The organism is Pseudoalteromonas sp. H103 (assembly GCF_001469205.1).
GTDB classification, from domain to species: domain Bacteria; phylum Pseudomonadota; class Gammaproteobacteria; order Enterobacterales; family Alteromonadaceae; genus Pseudoalteromonas; species Pseudoalteromonas carrageenovora.
This window is the reverse complement of sequence record NZ_LOFG01000005.1, coordinates 1-19,140: the sequence shown is the minus strand read 5'-3', so window position 1 is coordinate 19,140 and position 19,140 is coordinate 1. Positions and strand designations below refer to the sequence as shown.

Genomic DNA, 19,140 nt, shown 5'->3' with positions numbered 1-19,140 from the left:
GTCTTGTTTATTTATTGTTACAAAATTAACCAGGCGGTAACTTATGTTCCTTTTTTTTATGTGGTATAAAAACGCAATAAAAAAACTATTAGAATTCAAGGAAGTAAAAATGCTATCAATAACAGGGTTATCTAAAACCTACGATAATGGCGTACATGCACTACAAGGTGTTGATTTATCAATAGGAAAAGGGATGTTTGGGTTGCTTGGTCCAAATGGCGCTGGTAAATCATCACTAATGCGCACTATTTCCACGTTGCAATTTGCCGATTCGGGTTCAATTACTTTTGATGGTATTGATGTTTTTAAAGACCCACAGGCTCTGCGTCAACGTTTAGGTTATCTACCGCAAGATTTTGGTGTATACCCACGTGTTAGTGCTTACGACTTGCTGGACCACATGGCTGTTTTGAAGGGCATTCATAACAAAGGCGAGCGTAAAGAGTCGGTGGAAGGCTTGCTTGCACATACTAATTTATATCAACATCGCTCAAAAGCCGTAAGTGGCTTTTCGGGCGGTATGCGCCAGCGTTTTGGTATTGCACAAGCCTTACTTGGCGACCCTGATTTACTAATCGTTGATGAGCCAACTGCAGGGTTAGACCCTGAAGAGCGAAATCGCTTTCATAACTTGTTAGTAAGCTTAGGCGAGCAAAAAGTCGTTATATTATCGACCCACATAGTTGAAGACGTAGCAGAGCTTTGCCCAAACATGGCCGTACTGGCAGGCGGAAAAATACTATTAGAGGGCAACCCAATTGCCCTTACCGATAAACTCCAAGGGCAAATTTGGCGCAAAGCCATGAGCCAAGAAGAAGCGCTAGAGCTTGAACCGCAACTGCCTGTTATTTCAAAACGCTTATTTGCTGGGCAAACCATATTACATGTATTAGCCAATGAAGTCCCTGAAGGTTTTGAACTCAGCAGTGCAAACCTAGAAGATGTGTATTTTTCTACATTGCTTAATCATCGTAACAGCCAAGTAGTATAAGGGGGCGCTATGTTTTTTAATATGCTCGCGTTTGAGCTGCGCTATTTTGTGCGTCAGCCTTCGTTTTATGTGACCTCATTAATCTTCTTTTTTATGGCGTTTTTTATAAGCTCCAGTAGTAAGTTTCCGCTAGGTGGGGCTAATGTTCATATGAACTCGCCTTATACCATTATGCTTTTAACGGTTACCTTTTGTACGCTTGCTATGTTTTTAGTGGTTAACTTTGTTGCAAGCTCAGCGATTCGCAACAGCGAGACCAAAATGGATGAGCTGGTCTTTAGTAAGCCCGTTAACCCGCTTGCTTATCAATCAGGACGTTTTTTTGGTGCTTACTTGGTTGTGCTCGTTGTTTTTTTAACTGTGCCATTAGGCGTGTTTTTGGGAACTCAATTTGGTTTGTTGGTTGGCTGGCTTGATAGTGAGCTAGTAGGCCCTAATAAGTTTATATATTACGCAGCGCCTTTTTTATATTTAGCAGTGCCAAGCTTATTGGTGCTCAGTGCTATTTTTAATAGTGTGGCGGTTTACTTTAAAACCATGATGGCGGTATATGTAACGGCCGTGGTGGTTTATATAACCTACCAATTGGCGAGTATCTATTTTGACGATTTAGCGTTTAGAAATATTGTTGTGTACGCAGACCCATTTGGCACAGGGTCGTTAATTGACTTAACCCGTTACTGGACTGTAAGTGATAAAAATACTGAAGTGTTAACGCTTTCGGGCGATTTTTTAATTAACCGTATTTTATGGGTGGCAATAAGTTTAGCGATGTTTTTTGGCCTCGGAAAGTTAGGTAATCGCGTAGTCACTAAAAAACAGAAAAAGCAATTTGGTGTCTCTACGTTTGTAAAAAATAAACAAGCAGCACTTATTAGCAGCGCTAAAAATTACAAGTCAAAAGGGGTCAATACACAATCACAATTAGTAATGCGCAGCTTATTTGAGCTTAAGCAGGTTATATTAAGTGCTCCTTTTATGATTTTAGCGGGTGTCAGTATTATTACGTTACTCGCACCACTTTTTGCGCCTATTGGCGCATATGGCACAACAGATTGGCCGCTCACACAAAACATGGTGGGCATTATTCAAAACGCCTCCGCTATATTTATGTTTATTATTATTGCTTATTACAGCGCAGAGCTGGTTTGGCGAGAACGCCACAGTGGTATGGGTGATATTGTTGACAGCTACCCAGTGCATAACAGTGTGTTTTGGGTATCTAAAATTCTTGCGCTAATCACTGCGGTTTGTGGCCTTTATTTAGTAGGTATGATGTTTACCATTGCAGTGCAACTATTTAAGGGGCAATTTAACCTAGAGCTTGGGCAGTACTTATTTAGGTTGGGTTACCTTACATTATTGCCTTTAATTATGATGGCTATTTTGGCGTTCTTTTTACAAATAATTAGCCCTAATAAATACATAGGTATGGGTTTATTTATTCTGTATTACATTGCTCAAATGGTAATGGGTGCTTACGGGTTTGAGCATCATATGTATCATTTTTCACAAAGCAGCAGCGTACCGTATTCAGACATAAACGGTTACGGGCATTTTTTACAAGGCGCGCATTGGTATACCCTATATTGGGGTGCATTGAGTGTGTTTTTAGCTATTGTAGGGTTTTCTTTATGGCACCGTGGTCCATCGCAAACATTGCGTACGCGTTTATCTTTAGTGCGTTACAACATGTCTTTAAAAGGCCAGGTTGCAGCCGTTATAAGTTTATTGGTATTTGTGGGCGCGGGTTATAACATTTATTACAACACTCGTGTGATCAACGAGTTTGTAACAAGTGATGATAACGAAGCGCTACAAGTAAGGTATGAGCAAGAGTTCTCACAATACAAAGACTTGCCACTGCCTATAATAACTGATGTTGATTTACACATTGATATTTACCCTAAAAAACGTGCTTTAAATGCCGTGGCTAAAATTAAGTTTACCAATACCGCAAACGAGCCAATAACCCGTGTGTTAATTATCGAGCCTAGCCAATCTAAAAGCTGGGATGTAAAAATGGCGGGCGGAAAAATAGTTGAGCGTTTGACCGATTTTGACATGGTATGGTTTGAGTTTGAACAACCGCTAATGCCTAATGAAGTACGCGAAGGTGAGCTTTCTGTCTCTCGTGAACACGACGGTTTTGTTGATAGAGGATCTGATACTCAACTCGTGCACAACGGTACATTTGTAAATAATAGAGAATTATTACCAAATTTTGGTTATCAAAAGTATTTTCAAATTGCGGATAAGTATGAGCGCCGTAAGCACGATTTACCCGAGCTTGAGCGCGCACATAAACTAGACGACAGCCGCTATTATACGCAAAATGAGTTTGGGCCTGCTAATGGCTTTATAAACTATAAGGCAACGGTAACCACCGATGAGTCACAATTTGCTATTACACCTGGTTACTTAAAAAGTGAGAGTGTAAAAGACGGACGACGTACTTTTGTTTATAAAATGGATGCCCCTATTATAAACTTTTATTCTGTGCTTTCGGCAGAGCTTGAAAGTAAAAAGGTTGAGCACAACGGTGTAAACATTGAGGTGTACTACCACAAAGATCATGCATGGAATGTTGACCGTATGATTGAGTCAGTACAAGACTCAATAGATTACTACACGCAAGCATTTGGGCCGTATCAGCATAAGCAGCTTCGTATTATTGAGTTTCCTAAGTATCGCTCGTTTGCGCAAAGTTTTGCTAATACGGTGCCTTACTCAGAAAGTATTGGCTTTATTACAGACTTAAGAGATGAGAGTAAAGTTGACCTACCTTACTATGTAACCGCACATGAAGTTGCACACCAATGGTGGGGGCATCAAGTATCGGGGGCTAATGTAGAGGGCAGTGCCGTTATTTCTGAATCGCTCTCCCAATACAGTGCGCTTATGGTACTAAAAAAACGCTTTGGCGCCGAGAAGCTTCGTAAATTCTTAAAGTACGAGTTAGATAAATACTTAATGGGCCGTACTGGCGAAGCCTTTGAAGAAATGCCGCTGTATAAAACGCAGTCTCAACAATATCTTCATTACAATAAAGGCTCAGTTGCGATGATGGCTTTGTATGACCGCTTAGGTGAAGAGCGCTTAAATGCCGCACTTAAAGCATTTTTGAATGAGTTTAAATACCAGGCAACGCCATACCCAACCACACTTGATTTACTTAGTTATTTAAAGCGAGATGCAACACAAGCTGAACAACGTTTTATTGATGATCAGTTTAAATATATAACGCTTTATGAGCTTGAAATGAAAGCAGTGTCGGTTACAGATGATGTTGATAGCGAAGGTTTTTATACAGTAACACTGAGCGTTGAAGCAACTAAGCAGCATGCCGATGGACAAGGTGAAGAAACCGAGCAGCCACTCGATGAGCTAATTGATATTGCATTATTTAGCGATGACCCTGAAAACCTACTCGCTGAAGACTTTGTTATTTACTCGCAAAAGCATCAAATAGTCTCTGGTACTAATACTATTGAGCTAAAAGTAAAAGAAAAGCCAGTGTACGCAGGGGTAGACCCGTACATTAAGCTTGTAGATAAAGACAGTAAAAACAACCTAGCTAAGTTTTAATGGTTAGCTACTAACTTAAAGGCCGCATTTAGTGCGGCCTTTTTTGTTTTACCTAATGTGTATAACACTAACCCTCAATAATACTTAATTACTTCAGGGCTAAACGTGGCAGCTTGCTGCGTTAAAACCTCTGGTTTAGAACAACTAAATAGCGAATTTTTGTCTAGTTTAGGCACGTTTCTCTTACCCAAAACAGATTAGTCAATTAAGCGAGTTGGTATAACAGGTAAGTGATTTAACAGCAGGGAGATAGTGATTGATTAAACAAGACGTATAGTTGAGCGTATTAGTTGCTAACCTTAGAGGGCGTTATGGGTATTTAGGCTATCCTAAAACGAGAAAAGGGCCAAAAGGCCCTTCGTGTTGCAGCAAGTAACACATTCTTTTTTATAGCGTAAAGTCTACTGCGTATGCTACGTAAACTTTAACATCTGATTCGTCCATGTCGGTATCAGATACACCAAAGGTAAAGCCATCTTTTGAAATTGATACGCCGTAATCAATAATATTATCGTCGCCAATAAAGTCACCAGAGTAATGACCTAAGTGAAGAGCCATTTCTGTACCATTGCTGCCAACAGCAAAACCGTAATCAGCAGTTAAGTAAAGTGAATCACCAAAGTCAGTACCATCACCATCAGCCGCTGAAGTAGCAAGTATTGCTGCGCCAAAGGTAAAACCTTCTACACTAATGCTACCGTAAATTTCAGAGAAATCAGCATCTGCTTCAGACGCTGCATCTGGGTATGCGTAGTAAATGTAACCTACATCGTAGCTAACTGTTTCATTAATATCGCCACCAAAGCCAGCGTATAGGTCTAGCTCATAAGTCATTTCGTCGGCCCATGAAGCATTTGATACCCAAGTACCAGCATAAAAGCCAGACTCATTTGCGTAATCAATACCACCAGAAACAGCAGCATCTCCACCAGTTTGCTCTTGTCCACGCCATAAATAGTTAGATGTTGCCGCAGCGTTTGCTGTTACTTCAGCATGTACAGCTGTTGACGTTAAAGATGTTGCACCCATTAATGCTATTGCGCTAATAGCGATGGTTTTTTTTAGTTTTAACATGTCCATTTCCCGTTATATGATTTTTTGCTCGCCAAGGTTTTTATTATGTATTCGCAACCCTTTTGGCTGGCGGCTTTTTATTGTTTAACTAACGGTATATTTGCACTGTATGTGCCAGCTCAATTAAATTATCTTTAAAATGGTTTTTTATTTATATAAAACAGATGCTTGAAGGTTTTCTATTAAAGCGTAGTATTATGAGGAAGGAAGTGTTGCGCACACTGCTGGTGCATAAATTAACCTAACTGCACCAGATAAATACAGTTAGGTTAGAAGTTTTTAGCCAAATATAGTGCGCATAAGGCTAATTGTTTCGTTTACACCGCGACCTTTTTGTACTTCGCTAATAATTGAATCACGCTTAGTGCGAATATGTTCAGGGATATCATCGGCGGCAAGGGCGCGATCTACTAAAATCTCTGCAGATTCTTTGCCTCTACGCTGCGTCTTTCCAGTAGTTGATGTGCTTCGCTTAGGCTTGCTCAGTAACTTTATGTAGTTAGAGCTATCGGCTGTGCTTTTATCTGCGTAGTAAAAAAAGCAGGGTAGTAGTGCTTTAATACCCACAAGTTGTGTTTCTAATTCATTTGAACCACTCGCCATTTTAAACCACGACATAGCGTGTATGCTTTGCACAATATCTTGCCAGTAGCGCTCAAAATCACGATTATTTAATTTAGTAATACCAAGTGCGCCACATAGGGCATCAAGTCGGCTATTACTAATTGGGGTAAATACATCAGGGCGACGCATAGCTAACAAGCGAGTAGCTGGCGCTAATGTTGGCTTTTCATCAGTGGCATTAAATGCACTTAAGTAACCTACAACAAATTGTTGGTAGTCATTTTGCTCTACATCACCTTCGAGAGGAATGTTACTTAGCGCATCATCAAATGCACCAGGTAAGTCTGCTAGCATTTGATGAAAACCCTTAGCGCTTTTAGTTGAGGCGAACCATTCAACATCAAAGTTATACGTACTTGGGTCTAGGGCAGATGTATGCTTACCACTAAAGGTAAGTAAATCTTCAGGGAGCATTTCCTTTAGTGATTGCTGGCGAATACTGCTTATGTAATTCGTTAAACGAAGCTGTTCTTCAAGAGCAATAAGCTCTTTATGTTGCTCTACAAACATACTTACTACTGGCCAAGGCGCAACGCGTAAAGTTTTAACCTGTAAAAAGCTAATTGCTGATATGAGTTGATCGTGTAACTTTTTTAAAATGGGGAGCTGTGGCGTTTCAAGCAAGTCGTAATTAATACGATCTTTACTTGCGCTCAGTAACTCGTAGCACCAACCTAAAAAATCTTCTGGGTGGTTTTCTACTTTCACGGCCATTAGGTTTAGGCTAAGTTCTGAAGCTTGCTTCAAAATATTTTGGTAAATTTGACTTTCTTGCTCGCCTAGCGCCATTTTTGACGGTGAAATTAGCAGTTTTTTCATGCTTTGAAGACTCTCCGATTAGATACATTTTTTAGCTGCTTCATTTTAGCGTAAATACACCAATAGCAACAGGGGCGTGCATCATACTTAAGAAATTAATGTATGCAATGTTGAAGAACTTCAATAAGTACGATAGATATTAACTTGCGTTTTTTTAAAGTTGTATGTGTCAGTTAAGTCGTTTTTCAGCACAAATTCATTTTTAGGTAAATAAATTGCCATAAAACGCTTTTTTATTATAACTACAATGATTTTAAAGCTAACACTCGCTATGATAAGAACATTATTTGCACGTTTGAAAGGATGATCATGAAGACCTTACTTAAAATTGTTGGTGTAATACTCCTACTTTGTATTGCATTAATTGTTGCCGCGCCATTTTTAATTCCTACTGATACCATTTTTAACAAAGTTTCGCAGCAGGTTGAAAGCACAACTGGCCGCACACTTACTATAAATGGCGATAAAACGCTTAGCGTATTTCCTGCGTTAAAGTTAGAACTTAACGACGTGCACTTTGCGAACATGAAGTCTGGTTCGCGAGATGACATGGCAAGTATGCAGCAGCTAGCAGTTCATATACCTTGGATGTCGTTATTTGGTGGTGAGTTTAAGCTTGATAAATTTGTAATTAATGAACCCAATATTTTATTAGAAACCGATAAAAACGGTAAAGCTAATTGGCAATTATTTGATGCTGTAGCAGAGCAGCCCACACAGCAAACTCAATCAGGTGAGGCTGTTAAACTACCAGAGAACTTTGATATAGAGCTGGGTGAGGTCGCTATTTATGGCGGTACGTTTACTTACCTAGATGGGCAAACAGGCGCTAAGCAGCAAATTAGTGATTTAGAGCTGGCTATTTTACTTCCTTCTCTTCGTAAAACATTAGAAGTAAAGGGGGGGATCACTTATATGCAAGAGCGTTTTGAGCTTGATATAACACTAGATACACCGGCAAAAGCGATAGAAGGCGCTACATTTGATGTTACGCAAAGCCTTGACTCTCGTTTAGTCGATTTAACGTTTAATGGCAGCATTGCTCAGCAAGGAAAAGATATTAAGGGTGAGCTGGCACTCAGCGGTGACTCAGTCAAAGAGCTTGCAGCATGGCAGGGCGTAGACTTAAATGCTAAACAAAACGCGTTTAACGCCTTTAGTGTTAACGGTAAAATGCACCTTGCGGGTGAGGCATTTAACCTTGAAGAGTTAATCGCTACATTAGATGAGCTAGAAATAAAAGGTAAGAGTGAGCTTAATTTAGGAAGCCGATTGGCCGTTAACGCTGATATTGACTTAGGCATGCTCGATTTAAACCCTTACCTACCAGAAGCTGTAGCAAAACAGCAAGAACCTGTAAGTGAAGAATCTACTGCTGCTCAACCAATTGTGTGGGACGATACTAGCATTGATTTGAGCGCATTAAATGCACTTGATGCTAATGTAGTTATTCGTTCAAGCGGTTTAAAAGCTAACGATATTGAGCTTGGGGCAAACCAGTTTACAGTGGCTCTCAAAAATAGTGTGGCTAAATTAAGCCTTGATAGCTTTTCTGCATATGAGGGCACTGGTAAAGGGGTTATTAATATTAATGCGCAAAATACACCTTATAAAATAACCACTAATTTTGATTTGTCAGGCATAGATGCACAGCCATTATTAACTGATGCAGGAGGATTCGATAAGTTAATGGGCAAAGGTTCATTAAATTGGAATTTGACGACCACAGGGCAAAGTCAAAAATCATTTATTACTGCATTGAATGGTAAGTTAGGCTTTGAATTTGCTGATGGGGCTGTAAAAGGCGCAAACATAGCTGAAATGGTACGTAAGGGAAAAGAGCTTATATCGGGTAATTTAAGTACAGTAAGCGAAGGGTTAGATACCGGTTTTGAAGAATCAGAACAAACTGATTTCTCAGCGCTTACAGGTAGCTTTAATTTCACTAATGGTGTGGGGAACAATACTGACCTTTCACTAATTAGCCCATTAATACGTATTTCTGGTGAAGGCGACGTAGATTTACCAAAAACAAATGTAGATTATCGCTTAGTTACAGGGATTGTTGATTCTATTGAAGGGCAAGGTACTACTGATGATAGTACTGGCTTTAAAATACCTCTACGTATAAAAGGCCCATTCCACGATGTGGGTATTAAATTAGACGTGAGTAATGCGCTTAAAGATGAAGCAAAGCAAAAGCTAGATGACGCCAAAGAAAAGGCAAAAGAGAAAGCTAAAGATAAGGTAAAAGATAAACTAAAAGGTTTGTTCGGTTAAAAAACGTAAATAATAAACAAACAAGGCGCTTTTGCGCCTTGTTTGTTTTGTAACCACCTGTAAAATAGCTACATAGCCGTAATTACTCAATTTTAATTCCCATCTAGATTAAATTAATTAAAAAATAACCTATCGTTACCCCCTCAATGCTGGTACAATTGCCCGCCCTTAAGAGACAACTCGTTTGTTTTTGAATGGGATTTAATCGAAATGTCTGATTTTTAAACAAATTTTAGACACGTTGTAATTACTACACCGGAGGTCATTAACATGATCCAAATGCAAACTCAGCTGGAAGTTGCTGATAACAGCGGCGCTCGCAAAGTGCAGTGTATAAAAGTCCTTGGTGGTTCACACCGTCGCTACGCAGCGATTGGCGACATCATTAAAGTTTCTGTAAAAGAAGCTATTCCTCGCGGTAAAGTGAAGAAAGGTGATGTTAAAAACGCGGTAGTTGTGCGTACCAGAAAAGGTGTTCGCCGTCCAGATGGTTCTCTGATCCGTTTCGACAGCAACGCGGCTGTTATCTTAAATGATAACTTGCAGCCAATTGGTACACGTATTTTCGGCCCTGTGACTCGTGAACTTCGTAATGATAAGTTCATGAAAATCGTTTCACTAGCCCCAGAAGTACTGTAAGGAGCCAATCATGGCAGCAAAAATACGTCGTGATGACGAAGTAATCGTACTAGCAGGTAAAGACAAAGGTAAGCGCGGAAAAGTGCTTTCAGTTGTTACTGAATCTGGTCGAATCTTTGTCGAAGGCATAAACTTGATCAAGAAACACCAAAAGCCGGTTCCTCAATTGAACCAAGCTGGCGGCATTGTTGAGAAAGAAGCGTCAATGGACGCATCAAACGTTGCGATCTTCAACTCGGAAACGGGTAAAGCGGATCGTGTAGGTTTCAAGATTGAAGATGGTAAGAAATTACGTATCTTTAAATCTACTGGTAAAACTATCTAATAGTTGGAGTAGAATGATGGCGAAACTGCATGAAGTATATAAAGACAAAGTAGTTTCTGAACTTCAAGAGAAGTTTGGTTTCAGCTCTGTCATGCAAGTCCCTCAGATCGAAAAGATCACATTGAATATGGGCGTGGGCGAAGCCCTAGCTGACAAGAAGATTTTAGATAACGCAGTAGCGGATCTAGCAGCAATCTCTGGTCAGAAACCTCTAATCACTAAAGCACGCAAATCTGTTGCTGGCTTCAAAGTGCGTGAAGGTTACCCAATTGGTTGTAAAGTAACCCTACGCGGCGAGCGTATGTGGGACTTTTTTGAGCGTTTGGTATCAATCGCTATCCCACGTATTCGTGACTTCCGTGGCGTAAGTGCTAAGTCTTTTGATGGACGTGGTAACTACAGCATGGGCGTACGTGAACAAATCATCTTCCCAGAAATCGATTACGATAAAGTAGACCGTGTACGCGGTATGGATATTACTATCACTACTTCTGCGAAATCTGATGAGGAAGGCCGTGCGTTGTTAGAAGCGTTTAACTTCCCATTTAAGAAATAAGGGTAGGGTTATGGCAAAGAATTCTATGAAAGCGCGCGAAGCAAAGCGCACAAAACTAGTTGCTCAGTATGCTGAAAAGCGTGCGGCACTAAAAGCTATCATCAGTGATGTTAATACATCTGAAGATGATCGTTGGGACGCGGTACTTAAGCTACAAGCTTTACCTCGTGATTCTAGCCCTGCACGTCAACGTAATCGTTGTAACATTACGGGCCGCCCACATGGTTTCCTTCGCAAATTCGGCATGAGCCGTATTAAAGTTCGCGAAGCAGCTATGCGCGGTGAAATTCCTGGCCTTAAAAAGGCTAGCTGGTAATAGAATCATGGGAGTAAGACTATGAGCTTGCAAGATCCTATCGCGGATTTGTTTACACGTATCCGTAATGGTCAATCAGCGAAGAAAGTATCTGTAACGATGCCAACTTCAAAGCTGAAAGTAGCATTAGCTAAAGTACTAAAAGACGAAGGTTACATCGCAGATTACGCTGTTAACAGCGAAGCGAAACCTGAGCTTTCAATCGAGTTAAAGTACTTCGAAGGCAAAGCTGTAATTGAAAATATCCAGCGTGTAAGTCGCCCTGGTCTACGTATCTATAAGAAACGTGACCAATTACCTAAGGTAATGGGTGGTCTTGGTATCGCTATCGTATCAACTTCTAAAGGCCTAATGACAGACCGCGCAGCACGCAGTGCTGGTGTTGGTGGTGAAATCATTGGTTTTGTAGCTTAATCGGAGGGGAACTATGTCTCGCATAGCAAAGGCACCAATTAATGTTCCTGCCGGTGTAGAAGTTACATTAAAAGGCCAGGAAATCACAGTTAAAGGCAAAAACGGTGAACTTACTCGTACTATCAACAACGCTGTTGAAGTACAAGTTAACGACAACGTTATTACAACTTTACCTCGTGAAGGCGTAGCTAATGCATGGGCTCAAGCAGGTACTGCTCGCGCTCTAATCAACAACATGGTTGTTGGTACGCATGAAGGTTACGAGAAGAAACTTCAGTTAGTAGGCGTTGGTTACCGTGCAGCAGCTAAGGGTAAAGTTTTAGACTTAACACTTGGTTTCTCGCACCCAGTTAATTTCGCAGTTCCAGAAGGAATTACGATTGAAACTCCAAGCCAAACAGAAGTTCTAGTTAAGGGCGTAGATAAGCAGTTAGTTGGTCAAACAGCTGCTAACATTCGTGCATACCGTAAACCTGAGCCTTATAAAGGTAAAGGTGTTCGTTATTCAGATGAGAATGTACGCCGTAAAGAGGCTAAGAAGAAGTAAGGTAAGACGATGGATAAAAAAACAGCTCGTCTACGTCGTGCTAAACGCACTCGTAGAAATTATATTGAACAAGGCACAACGCGTCTTGTTATCCACCGCACGCCACGTCACATTTATGCTCAAGTAGTTACTGCTGAGGGTAATGTACTGGCTGCTGCTTCTACTGTTGAGAAAGCTATTAGCGAAACAGTTAAAGGCACCGGTAACGTTGAAGCTGCGCAAGCAGTTGGCAAAGCGGTTGCTGAACGTGCGGCTGACAAAGGCATCGAAAAGATTGCTTTTGATCGCAGTGGCTTTAAATATCACGGCCGTGTGAAGGCGCTAGCTGATGCTGCGCGTGAAGCCGGTTTGCAATTCTAGGAGTAGACTATGGCTAACGTAGAAGCAAAGCAACAACAGCCTGATCTAGCTGAAAAGCTAATCGCGGTGAACCGTGTGTCTAAAGTAGTTAAAGGTGGTCGTATCTTTAGCTTTACTGCACTAACTGTAGTTGGTGATGGCGCAGGTAAAGTAGGTTTCGGTTATGGTAAAGCACGTGAAGTTCCAGCTGCTATTCAAAAAGCAATGGAAAAAGCACGTCGTAACATGATCAACGTAGACCTAAATGGCAACACATTACAGCATCCTGTTAAGGGACGTCATGCTGGCTCACTAGTGTTCATGAAACCAGCATCTGAAGGTACTGGTATCATCGCAGGTGGTGCTATGCGTGCAGTACTAGAAGTTACTGGTGTGCAGAACGTACTTTCTAAATGTTACGGTTCTACTAACCCAATCAACGTAGTACGTGCAACGATTTCGGCTCTTGAGAATATGAATTCTCCACAGTCAATCGCTGCAAAACGTGGCTTACGTGTAGACGAAATTCTGGGGTAACCATGGCAAATCAAACTGTAAAAGTAACACAAGTAAAAAGCTCTATCGGTCGTTTACCGAAACATAAAGCTACATTACGCGGTCTTGGTTTACGTCGTATCAATCACACTGTTGAGTTAGAAGACACAGCATGTGTGCGTGGTATGATAAACAAGGTTTCTTACATGGTTAAGGTAGAGGGTTAATTCGATGCATTTGAATACACTTTCACCTGCTGCAGGTTCTAAAACTGCTCCAAAACGTGTTGGTCGTGGTATCGGTTCTGGTCTTGGTAAGACTGGTGGCCGTGGTCACAAAGGTCAAAAATCACGTTCTGGCGGTAAAGTACGCGTTGGTTTTGAGGGCGGTCAAATGCCTATGCAACGTCGTCTACCTAAATTTGGTTTCACTTCTCGCAAATCTTTAGTATCTGCAGAAATAAACCTTTTTGAAATCGCTAAAGTTGAAGGCGATGTGGTAGACCTAAGCGCGTTACAAGCAGCTGGTCTAGTTAAAAAGAACGTTCTGTTCGTTAAAGTTGTTAAATCTGGCGAAGTTTCACGCGCTGTTACCGTTAAAGGCCTTAAAGCCTCTAAAGGTGCTCGCGAAGCTATTGAAGCTGCCGGAGGCAAGGTAGAAGACTAAGGAAGTACTAATGGCTAAACCAGGTCAAGATACACAAAGTGCACAAAGTGGACTTTCGGAATTGAAGCGTCGATTACTATTCGTTTTAGGTGCTATCATTATTTACCGTCTAGGTTCATTTGTGCCAATCCCTGGGATTGACGCCGCTGTACTTGCCGATTTCTTCGAGCAACAAAAGGGCACCATTGTTGAGATGTTCAACATGTTTAGCGGTGGTGCGCTTGAGCGAGCTTCAGTGTTAGCACTGGGTATTATGCCGTATATCTCGGCTTCGATTATTACGCAACTATTAACGCATATGTATCCTCCGTTTATAGAGCTTAAGAAAGAAGGTGAGCAAGGGCGTAAAAAAATTAGCCAGTACACACGCTACGGCACGCTTGTGCTTGCTACTATCCAATCAATCGGTATTGCTACTAGCTTACCGGGCATGATGGACGGGTTAGTTGTTAACCCTGGTATGGGTTTCTATTTCACCGCAGTGGTGAGTTTAGTTACTGGTACTATGTTCCTTATGTGGTTGGGCGAACAAATAACAGAACGCGGTATCGGTAACGGTATCTCAGTTTTAATATTTGTTGGTATTGTAGCTAACCTGCCGTCTGCTATTGGTTCGACAGCCGAAATGGCGCGCCAAGGTGATTTGAATGTTTTTGTACTGTTGATGGTTGCGGTTATAGTATTCGCTGTTACTTATCTTGTAGTGTTTTTCGAACGTGGGCAACGTCGTATCGTTGTTAACTACGCTAAACGCCAACAAGGTCGTCAAGTATTTGCTGCTCAAAGCACGCATTTACCACTAAAAGTTAACATGGCGGGTGTTATTCCACCAATCTTCGCTAGCAGTATAATTCTGTTCCCTGGTACTATTGCCAGCTGGTTCGGCCAGGGTGAAGGTCCGGTCGCTGATGTGTTACAAGCAGTTGCAACTACGTTGACCCCAGGTCAGCCGTTGTATTCACTTGTACTAGCCGCGGCTATAATCTTCTTCTGCTTTTTCTATACAGCGTTGGTTTTTAACCCGCGTGAAACAGCAGATAACCTGAAGAAATCTGGCGCATTTATCCCAGGTATTCGTCCAGGTGAGCAGACATCTAAATACATTGATAAAGTGATGACACGCCTGACATTGGCAGGTGCTTTGTATATAACCTTTATCTGTCTGGTGCCCGAATTCATGACTATGGCATGGCAAACGCCATTCTATTTCGGCGGTACATCAATTTTGATTATCGTTGTAGTAATCATGGACTTTATGGCACAAGTACAGACTCACCTGATGTCTCATCAGTATGATTCTGTGCTGAAAAAAGCGAACCTTAAAGGCTACGGTCGATAAGGTCAGTTTACGGAGTTGAGCAATGAAAGTACGTGCTTCCGTTAAGAAAATATGCCGTAACTGTAAAGTTATTAAACGTGCTGGTGTAGTACGCGTAATTTGCAGTGAGCCTAAGCATAAGCAAAGGCAAGGCTAAGTAAACAGTCGTGCAGGCTGAGGTTTCTCGGCCTGTGTTTTTAGTTGTGATTTGGTCTTCGTTTGAGTATCCTTACGGGCTTTTCAAACTTATGATTACCAAATTCAAATATAGGAGATGTGTTAGTGGCCCGTATCGCTGGCATTAACGTCCCTGATCATAAACATGCAGTTATTGGTTTAACAGCTATTTATGGCATAGGTAAGACTCGCTCTAAGGCTATCTTAGAAGCGACTGGTATCGCCGAAACCACAAAAATCGGTGAACTTTCAGACGAAATTCTTGACGTACTGCGTGATGCAGTTGGCAAGTACACTGTAGAAGGTGACCTTCGTCGTGAAGTTACTCTAAATATCAAGCGCCTTATGGACCTTGGTTGTTTCCGTGGCCTACGTCACCGTCGCTCTTTACCACTTCGTGGTCAAAGAACAAAGACTAACGCGCGTACCCGTAAGGGTCCTCGTAAGCCTATTAAGCGATAAGGGGATAGTATTATGGCTAAGACACCAATTCGTCGTAAAAAGGTTAAAAAGCAAGTTGCTGATGGTATGGCTCATGTTCATGCGTCTTTCAACAACACTATTGTAACGATTACCGACCGTCAAGGTAATGCACTATCATGGGCTACTGCCGGTGGTTCAGGTTTCCGTGGTTCACGTAAATCTACACCATTTGCTGCTCAGGTTGCTGCAGAGCGTGCAGGTACTGCTGCTCAAGAATACGGTTTAAAAAATCTAGAAGTTTTCATCAAAGGTCCAGGTCCAGGTCGTGAATCTGCTGTACGTGCTTTGAATGCTGCTGGTTACCGTATTACCAACATTACTGACGTGACGCCAATACCACATAATGGTTGTCGTCCACCGAAGAAACGTCGCGTTTAACAATAGGTTAGGAGAAATAACATGGCAAGATATTTGGGCCCTAAGCTCAAGCTGAGTCGTCGTGAAGGTACTGACCTGTTCCTTAAGAGCGGCGTAAGAGCTATCGACTCTAAGTGTAAACTTGAGACTGCACCTGGTCAGCACGGCGCTCGTAAAGGTCGCTTATCTGATTACGGTTTACAATTACGTGAAAAGCAAAAAGTACGTCGTATCTACGGTGTATTAGAAAAGCAATTCCGTAACTACTACAAAGAAGCTGCTCGCCTTAAAGGTAATACAGGTGAAAACTTGTTACAGCTTTTAGAGCAACGTTTAGACAATGTTGTATATCGCATGGGTTTTGCTAGCACACGTGCAGAAGCACGTCAGTTAGTAAGCCACAAAGCGATTCTAGTTAATGGTCGTGTTGTGAATATTCCTTCATACGTAATTACTCCAGAAGATACTGTAGTAATCCGTGAGAAGTCTAAAACACAAGCACGTATCATCGCTGCTCTAGAGTTGGCTGAGCAACGTGAAAAGCCGACTTGGGTTGAAGTTGACGGTAAGAAATTGGAAGGCAGCTTTAAGCGTCTACCTGAGCGTTCAGATCTGTCTGCGGACATTAATGAACAACTAATCGTCGAACTTTACTCTAAGTAAAGTTAAGAGTTAAGAGAGGATAAAATGCAGGGTTCTGTTACAGAATTTCTAAAACCAAGGTTAGTCGACATCGACGCTATCAACCCAACGCGTTCTAAAGTAGTTTTAGAACCACTAGAGCGTGGCTTCGGTCATACTCTGGGTAATGCCTTACGCCGTATACTGTTATCATCTATGCCTGGATGTGCAGTAACTGAAGTTGAAATCGACGGTGTATTGCATGAGTACAGCGCGAAAGAAGGCGTACAAGAAGACATCATTGAAATACTATTAAACCTTAAAGGTTTAGCAGTAACGTTAGAAGGCAAAGATGAAGTTTTTCTGACCCTGACTAAATCTGGTGTAGGCCCTGTGACTGCGGCTGATATTCAGCACGATGGCGATGTAACAATTGCTAATCCAGATCACGTTATTTGTCATTTAACGACAAACAACAGCGAGATCAGCATGCGTATTCGTGTTGAACGTGGTCGTGGTTATGTGCCGGCATCTAGTCGTTTATCCTCTGATGACGATGAGCGTCCAATTGGTAGGTTGTTGCTTGATGCATCATTCAGCCCAGTTGAACGTATTGCGTACTCGGTTGAATCAGCCCGTGTTGAGCAACGTACAGACTTAGACAAGTTAATCATTGATATGGAAACAAACGGCACTTTAGATCCTGAAGAAGCGATCCGCCGTGCGTCTACTATCTTAGCTGAGCAATTAGATGCATTCGTAGATTTACGTGATGTAACTGAGCCAGAAGAGAAAGAAGAGAAGCCAGAATTCGATCCTATTCTACTTCGTCCAGTTGATGATCTTGAACTAACAGTACGTTCAGCAAACTGTTTGAAAGCCGAGCAAATTCAATATATCGGTGATTTAGTTCAGCGCACTGAAGTTGAGCTTCTTAAAACGCCTAATCTAGGTAAGAAGTCTCTAACTGAAATAAAAGACGTGCTAGCTTCACGTGGTCTTTCTCTAGGCATGCGCCTAGAAAATTGGCCGCCTGCAAGCCTAGCTGAATAATCTAAATCACTATATTAGTTTAGTTAGAAGGATAGGGTCATGCGCCATCGTAAGAGTGGTCGTCAATTAAACCGTAACAGTAGCCATCGTAAAGCGATGTTCAGCAATATGGCAAGTTCTTTGGTGAAACACGAAATCATCAAAACTACTTTGCCTAAAGCGAAAGAGTTACGCCGTGTAATTGAACCTTTAATCACACTGGCTAAGACTGACAGTGTAGCAAATCGCCGTTTAGCGTTTGCTCGCACGCGTGATAATGAAGTAGTTGGTAAATTGTTCAGCGAAATCGGTCCTCGTAATGCGGATCGTCCAGGTGGTTACACTCGTATTCTTAAGTGTGGCTTCCGTGCTGGTGATAATGCACCAATGGCTTATATTGAACTAGTAGGTCGCCCAGCGACAAACGAAGAAGTTCAAGAAGACGCGCAGTCTGCAGAGTAAGTCTTTAAAGAGACACCAAAAAGCCGAGCTTATGCTCGGCTTTTTAATGCCTAAAATTTACAAATAACATTTCTGAAATAATTATATTTACCTATTACCTATTACCTATTACCTATTACCTATTTAACTAGGCCTAATTCTCTAGTCACTCAAAATCCAGCTGTATTACTAGATGATTCAGAGCACTATTGCATAAGCGCCAACGTTAGCATTCACGTAACACAATAAATTCATAAGCTGACAAGAGTTCTTACAGTAATCACCTATCAGATAGGCACAGGTAATAGATTTACCATCAAGAATTCAGGTTAAATAACGTTATTAGATAAATAAAGCTTACTTTTAGTTGTGTTTTTGAGCGTTTAGTTCAAATACTCAGCGAACAGTCATTTATTTCAGGTTTTCTTCAAAAAAGGGTTGATCTGTTTTCGGATCTCCCTATAATGCGACCCCACTGAGACGGCAGAGCAGGCAACGCTTAGCGAGGCAAGCAAACCACTTAGTGAGTCGAGTAAAACTTAGTTCTGAAAACTTTCAAGTTTAACAAAATTAAGTATTGACAAAAAAATAGGAAAGCGTAATATGCGCAGCCCTAGCGAGATAAAGTTTAACGCTTTAATCGCAACGTTCTTTAACAATATAAAGCAATCATCTGTGTGGGCACTCGTACAGATTGAGTTCTAACAGCCAAGCTACTTAGGTAGCGAGGCAAACAAATTAGAGTCTCAATTGAAACTGAGTGACCAACAGAATAATTACTTAGGTAGTTATTCAGCACAGTCAATTCAATATCGAAAGATATTAAATAAATTCAGAATTCATTGAGCTGTCGAAAGACATAAAACTTTTTAATTGAAGAGTTTGATCATGGCTCAGATTGAACGCTGGCGGCAGGCCTAACACATGCAAGTCGAGCGGTAACAGAAAGTAGCTTGCTACTTTGCTGACGAGCGGCGGACGGGTGAGTAATGCTTGGGAACATGCCTTGAGGTGGGGGACAACAGTTGGAAACGACTG

22 protein-coding genes and 1 rRNA gene are annotated in these 19,140 nt (G+C 41.4%); 21 read left to right on the top strand and 2 right to left on the bottom strand.

The annotated features are described in order from the left end of the window. The first annotated feature begins 109 nt into the window (after positions 1 to 109). Together ATS74_RS05310 and ATS74_RS05305 are read left to right on the top strand one after the other, a co-directional pair. Positions 110 to 991, top strand: a complete 882-nt coding sequence (locus tag ATS74_RS05310) for an ABC transporter ATP-binding protein (protein WP_058547988.1) — start codon at positions 110 to 112, stop codon at positions 989 to 991. 9 nt (positions 992 to 1,000) lie between these two features. Beyond that, entirely contained in the window at positions 1,001 to 4,579 is a 3,579-nt protein-coding gene (locus ATS74_RS05305) for an ABC transporter permease/M1 family aminopeptidase (protein ID WP_058547899.1), read from the top strand. Positions 4,580 to 4,966: 387 nt separating this feature from the next. On the opposite strand, the gene ATS74_RS05300 is transcribed toward ATS74_RS05305, so the two are convergent. Further along, on the bottom strand, positions 4,967 to 5,653 hold the full coding sequence (locus tag ATS74_RS05300) for a TorF family putative porin (protein ID WP_058547898.1): 687 nt from the start codon (positions 5,651 to 5,653) through the stop codon (positions 4,967 to 4,969). Between the two features lie 279 nt (positions 5,654 to 5,932). Next, positions 5,933 to 7,096 carry a hypothetical protein gene (locus tag ATS74_RS05295; protein ID WP_058547897.1) on the bottom strand — a complete coding sequence of 388 codons (1,164 nt, stop codon included), beginning with the start codon at positions 7,094 to 7,096 and terminating at the stop codon, positions 5,933 to 5,935. A 309-nt stretch (positions 7,097 to 7,405) separates the two neighbouring features. Here ATS74_RS05295 and ATS74_RS05290 point away from each other — a divergent pair, with 309 nt between their 5' ends. The 19 genes from ATS74_RS05290 to ATS74_RS05200 form a co-directional block, all read left to right on the top strand. Next, positions 7,406 to 9,376: an AsmA family protein gene (locus ATS74_RS05290; RefSeq protein ID WP_058547896.1), complete on the top strand. Its 1,971-nt coding sequence runs from the start codon at positions 7,406 to 7,408 to the stop codon at positions 9,374 to 9,376. 270 nt (positions 9,377 to 9,646) lie between these two features. After that, a complete protein-coding gene (rplN, locus tag ATS74_RS05285) occupies positions 9,647 to 10,015 on the top strand; it encodes a 50S ribosomal protein L14 (RefSeq protein WP_002959498.1) in 369 nt (122 codons plus the stop codon). A gap of 10 nt (positions 10,016 to 10,025) precedes the next feature. Further along, complete coding sequence (gene rplX / locus ATS74_RS05280) at positions 10,026 to 10,340, top strand: 50S ribosomal protein L24 (RefSeq protein WP_054206416.1); 315 nt, start codon at positions 10,026 to 10,028, stop codon at positions 10,338 to 10,340. Between the two features lie 16 nt (positions 10,341 to 10,356). Next, complete coding sequence (gene rplE / locus ATS74_RS05275) at positions 10,357 to 10,896, top strand: 50S ribosomal protein L5 (RefSeq protein WP_058547987.1); 540 nt, start codon at positions 10,357 to 10,359, stop codon at positions 10,894 to 10,896. Positions 10,897 to 10,906: 10 nt separating this feature from the next. Next, positions 10,907 to 11,212, top strand: a complete 306-nt coding sequence (gene rpsN / locus ATS74_RS05270) for a 30S ribosomal protein S14 (protein ID WP_006794245.1) — start codon at positions 10,907 to 10,909, stop codon at positions 11,210 to 11,212. Positions 11,213 to 11,233: 21 nt separating this feature from the next. Beyond that, positions 11,234 to 11,626 carry a 30S ribosomal protein S8 gene (gene rpsH / locus ATS74_RS05265; protein WP_058547895.1) on the top strand — a complete coding sequence of 131 codons (393 nt, stop codon included), beginning with the start codon at positions 11,234 to 11,236 and terminating at the stop codon, positions 11,624 to 11,626. Positions 11,627 to 11,639: 13 nt separating this feature from the next. After that, positions 11,640 to 12,173, top strand: a complete 534-nt coding sequence (gene rplF, locus ATS74_RS05260; RefSeq protein WP_008115390.1) for a 50S ribosomal protein L6 — start codon at positions 11,640 to 11,642, stop codon at positions 12,171 to 12,173. A gap of 9 nt (positions 12,174 to 12,182) precedes the next feature. Continuing rightward, positions 12,183 to 12,533, top strand: a complete 351-nt coding sequence (gene rplR / locus ATS74_RS05255; RefSeq protein WP_058547894.1) for a 50S ribosomal protein L18 — start codon at positions 12,183 to 12,185, stop codon at positions 12,531 to 12,533. A 9-nt stretch (positions 12,534 to 12,542) separates the two neighbouring features. Further along, positions 12,543 to 13,049, top strand: coding sequence for a 30S ribosomal protein S5 (gene rpsE, locus ATS74_RS05250; RefSeq protein ID WP_002959485.1), 507 nt, complete (start codon positions 12,543 to 12,545; stop codon positions 13,047 to 13,049). Positions 13,050 to 13,051: 2 nt separating this feature from the next. Beyond that, positions 13,052 to 13,234 carry a 50S ribosomal protein L30 gene (gene rpmD, locus ATS74_RS05245; protein ID WP_002959482.1) on the top strand — a complete coding sequence of 61 codons (183 nt, stop codon included), beginning with the start codon at positions 13,052 to 13,054 and terminating at the stop codon, positions 13,232 to 13,234. A 4-nt stretch (positions 13,235 to 13,238) separates the two neighbouring features. Further along, positions 13,239 to 13,673: a 50S ribosomal protein L15 gene (rplO, locus tag ATS74_RS05240; protein ID WP_002959480.1), complete on the top strand. Its 435-nt coding sequence runs from the start codon at positions 13,239 to 13,241 to the stop codon at positions 13,671 to 13,673. Between the two features lie 10 nt (positions 13,674 to 13,683). Then, positions 13,684 to 15,012: a preprotein translocase subunit SecY gene (gene secY, locus ATS74_RS05235; protein ID WP_058547893.1), complete on the top strand. Its 1,329-nt coding sequence runs from the start codon at positions 13,684 to 13,686 to the stop codon at positions 15,010 to 15,012. A gap of 22 nt (positions 15,013 to 15,034) precedes the next feature. Next, positions 15,035 to 15,148 carry a 50S ribosomal protein L36 gene (rpmJ, locus tag ATS74_RS05230; protein WP_002959476.1) on the top strand — a complete coding sequence of 38 codons (114 nt, stop codon included), beginning with the start codon at positions 15,035 to 15,037 and terminating at the stop codon, positions 15,146 to 15,148. 125 nt (positions 15,149 to 15,273) lie between these two features. Then, positions 15,274 to 15,630, top strand: coding sequence for a 30S ribosomal protein S13 (gene rpsM, locus ATS74_RS05225; protein ID WP_058547892.1), 357 nt, complete (start codon positions 15,274 to 15,276; stop codon positions 15,628 to 15,630). Positions 15,631 to 15,642: 12 nt separating this feature from the next. Next, positions 15,643 to 16,029: a 30S ribosomal protein S11 gene (gene rpsK, locus ATS74_RS05220; protein WP_002959471.1), complete on the top strand. Its 387-nt coding sequence runs from the start codon at positions 15,643 to 15,645 to the stop codon at positions 16,027 to 16,029. Positions 16,030 to 16,050: 21 nt separating this feature from the next. Continuing rightward, positions 16,051 to 16,671, top strand: coding sequence for a 30S ribosomal protein S4 (rpsD, locus tag ATS74_RS05215; protein WP_002959461.1), 621 nt, complete (start codon positions 16,051 to 16,053; stop codon positions 16,669 to 16,671). Positions 16,672 to 16,695: 24 nt separating this feature from the next. Next, positions 16,696 to 17,682 carry a DNA-directed RNA polymerase subunit alpha gene (locus ATS74_RS05210; protein ID WP_058547891.1) on the top strand — a complete coding sequence of 329 codons (987 nt, stop codon included), beginning with the start codon at positions 16,696 to 16,698 and terminating at the stop codon, positions 17,680 to 17,682. Positions 17,683 to 17,721: 39 nt separating this feature from the next. Continuing rightward, entirely contained in the window at positions 17,722 to 18,123 is a 402-nt protein-coding gene (gene rplQ / locus ATS74_RS05205) for a 50S ribosomal protein L17 (protein WP_058547890.1), read from the top strand. Positions 18,124 to 18,972: 849 nt separating this feature from the next. After that, positions 18,973 to 19,140, top strand: a 16S ribosomal RNA gene (locus ATS74_RS05200); the annotation flags it as partial.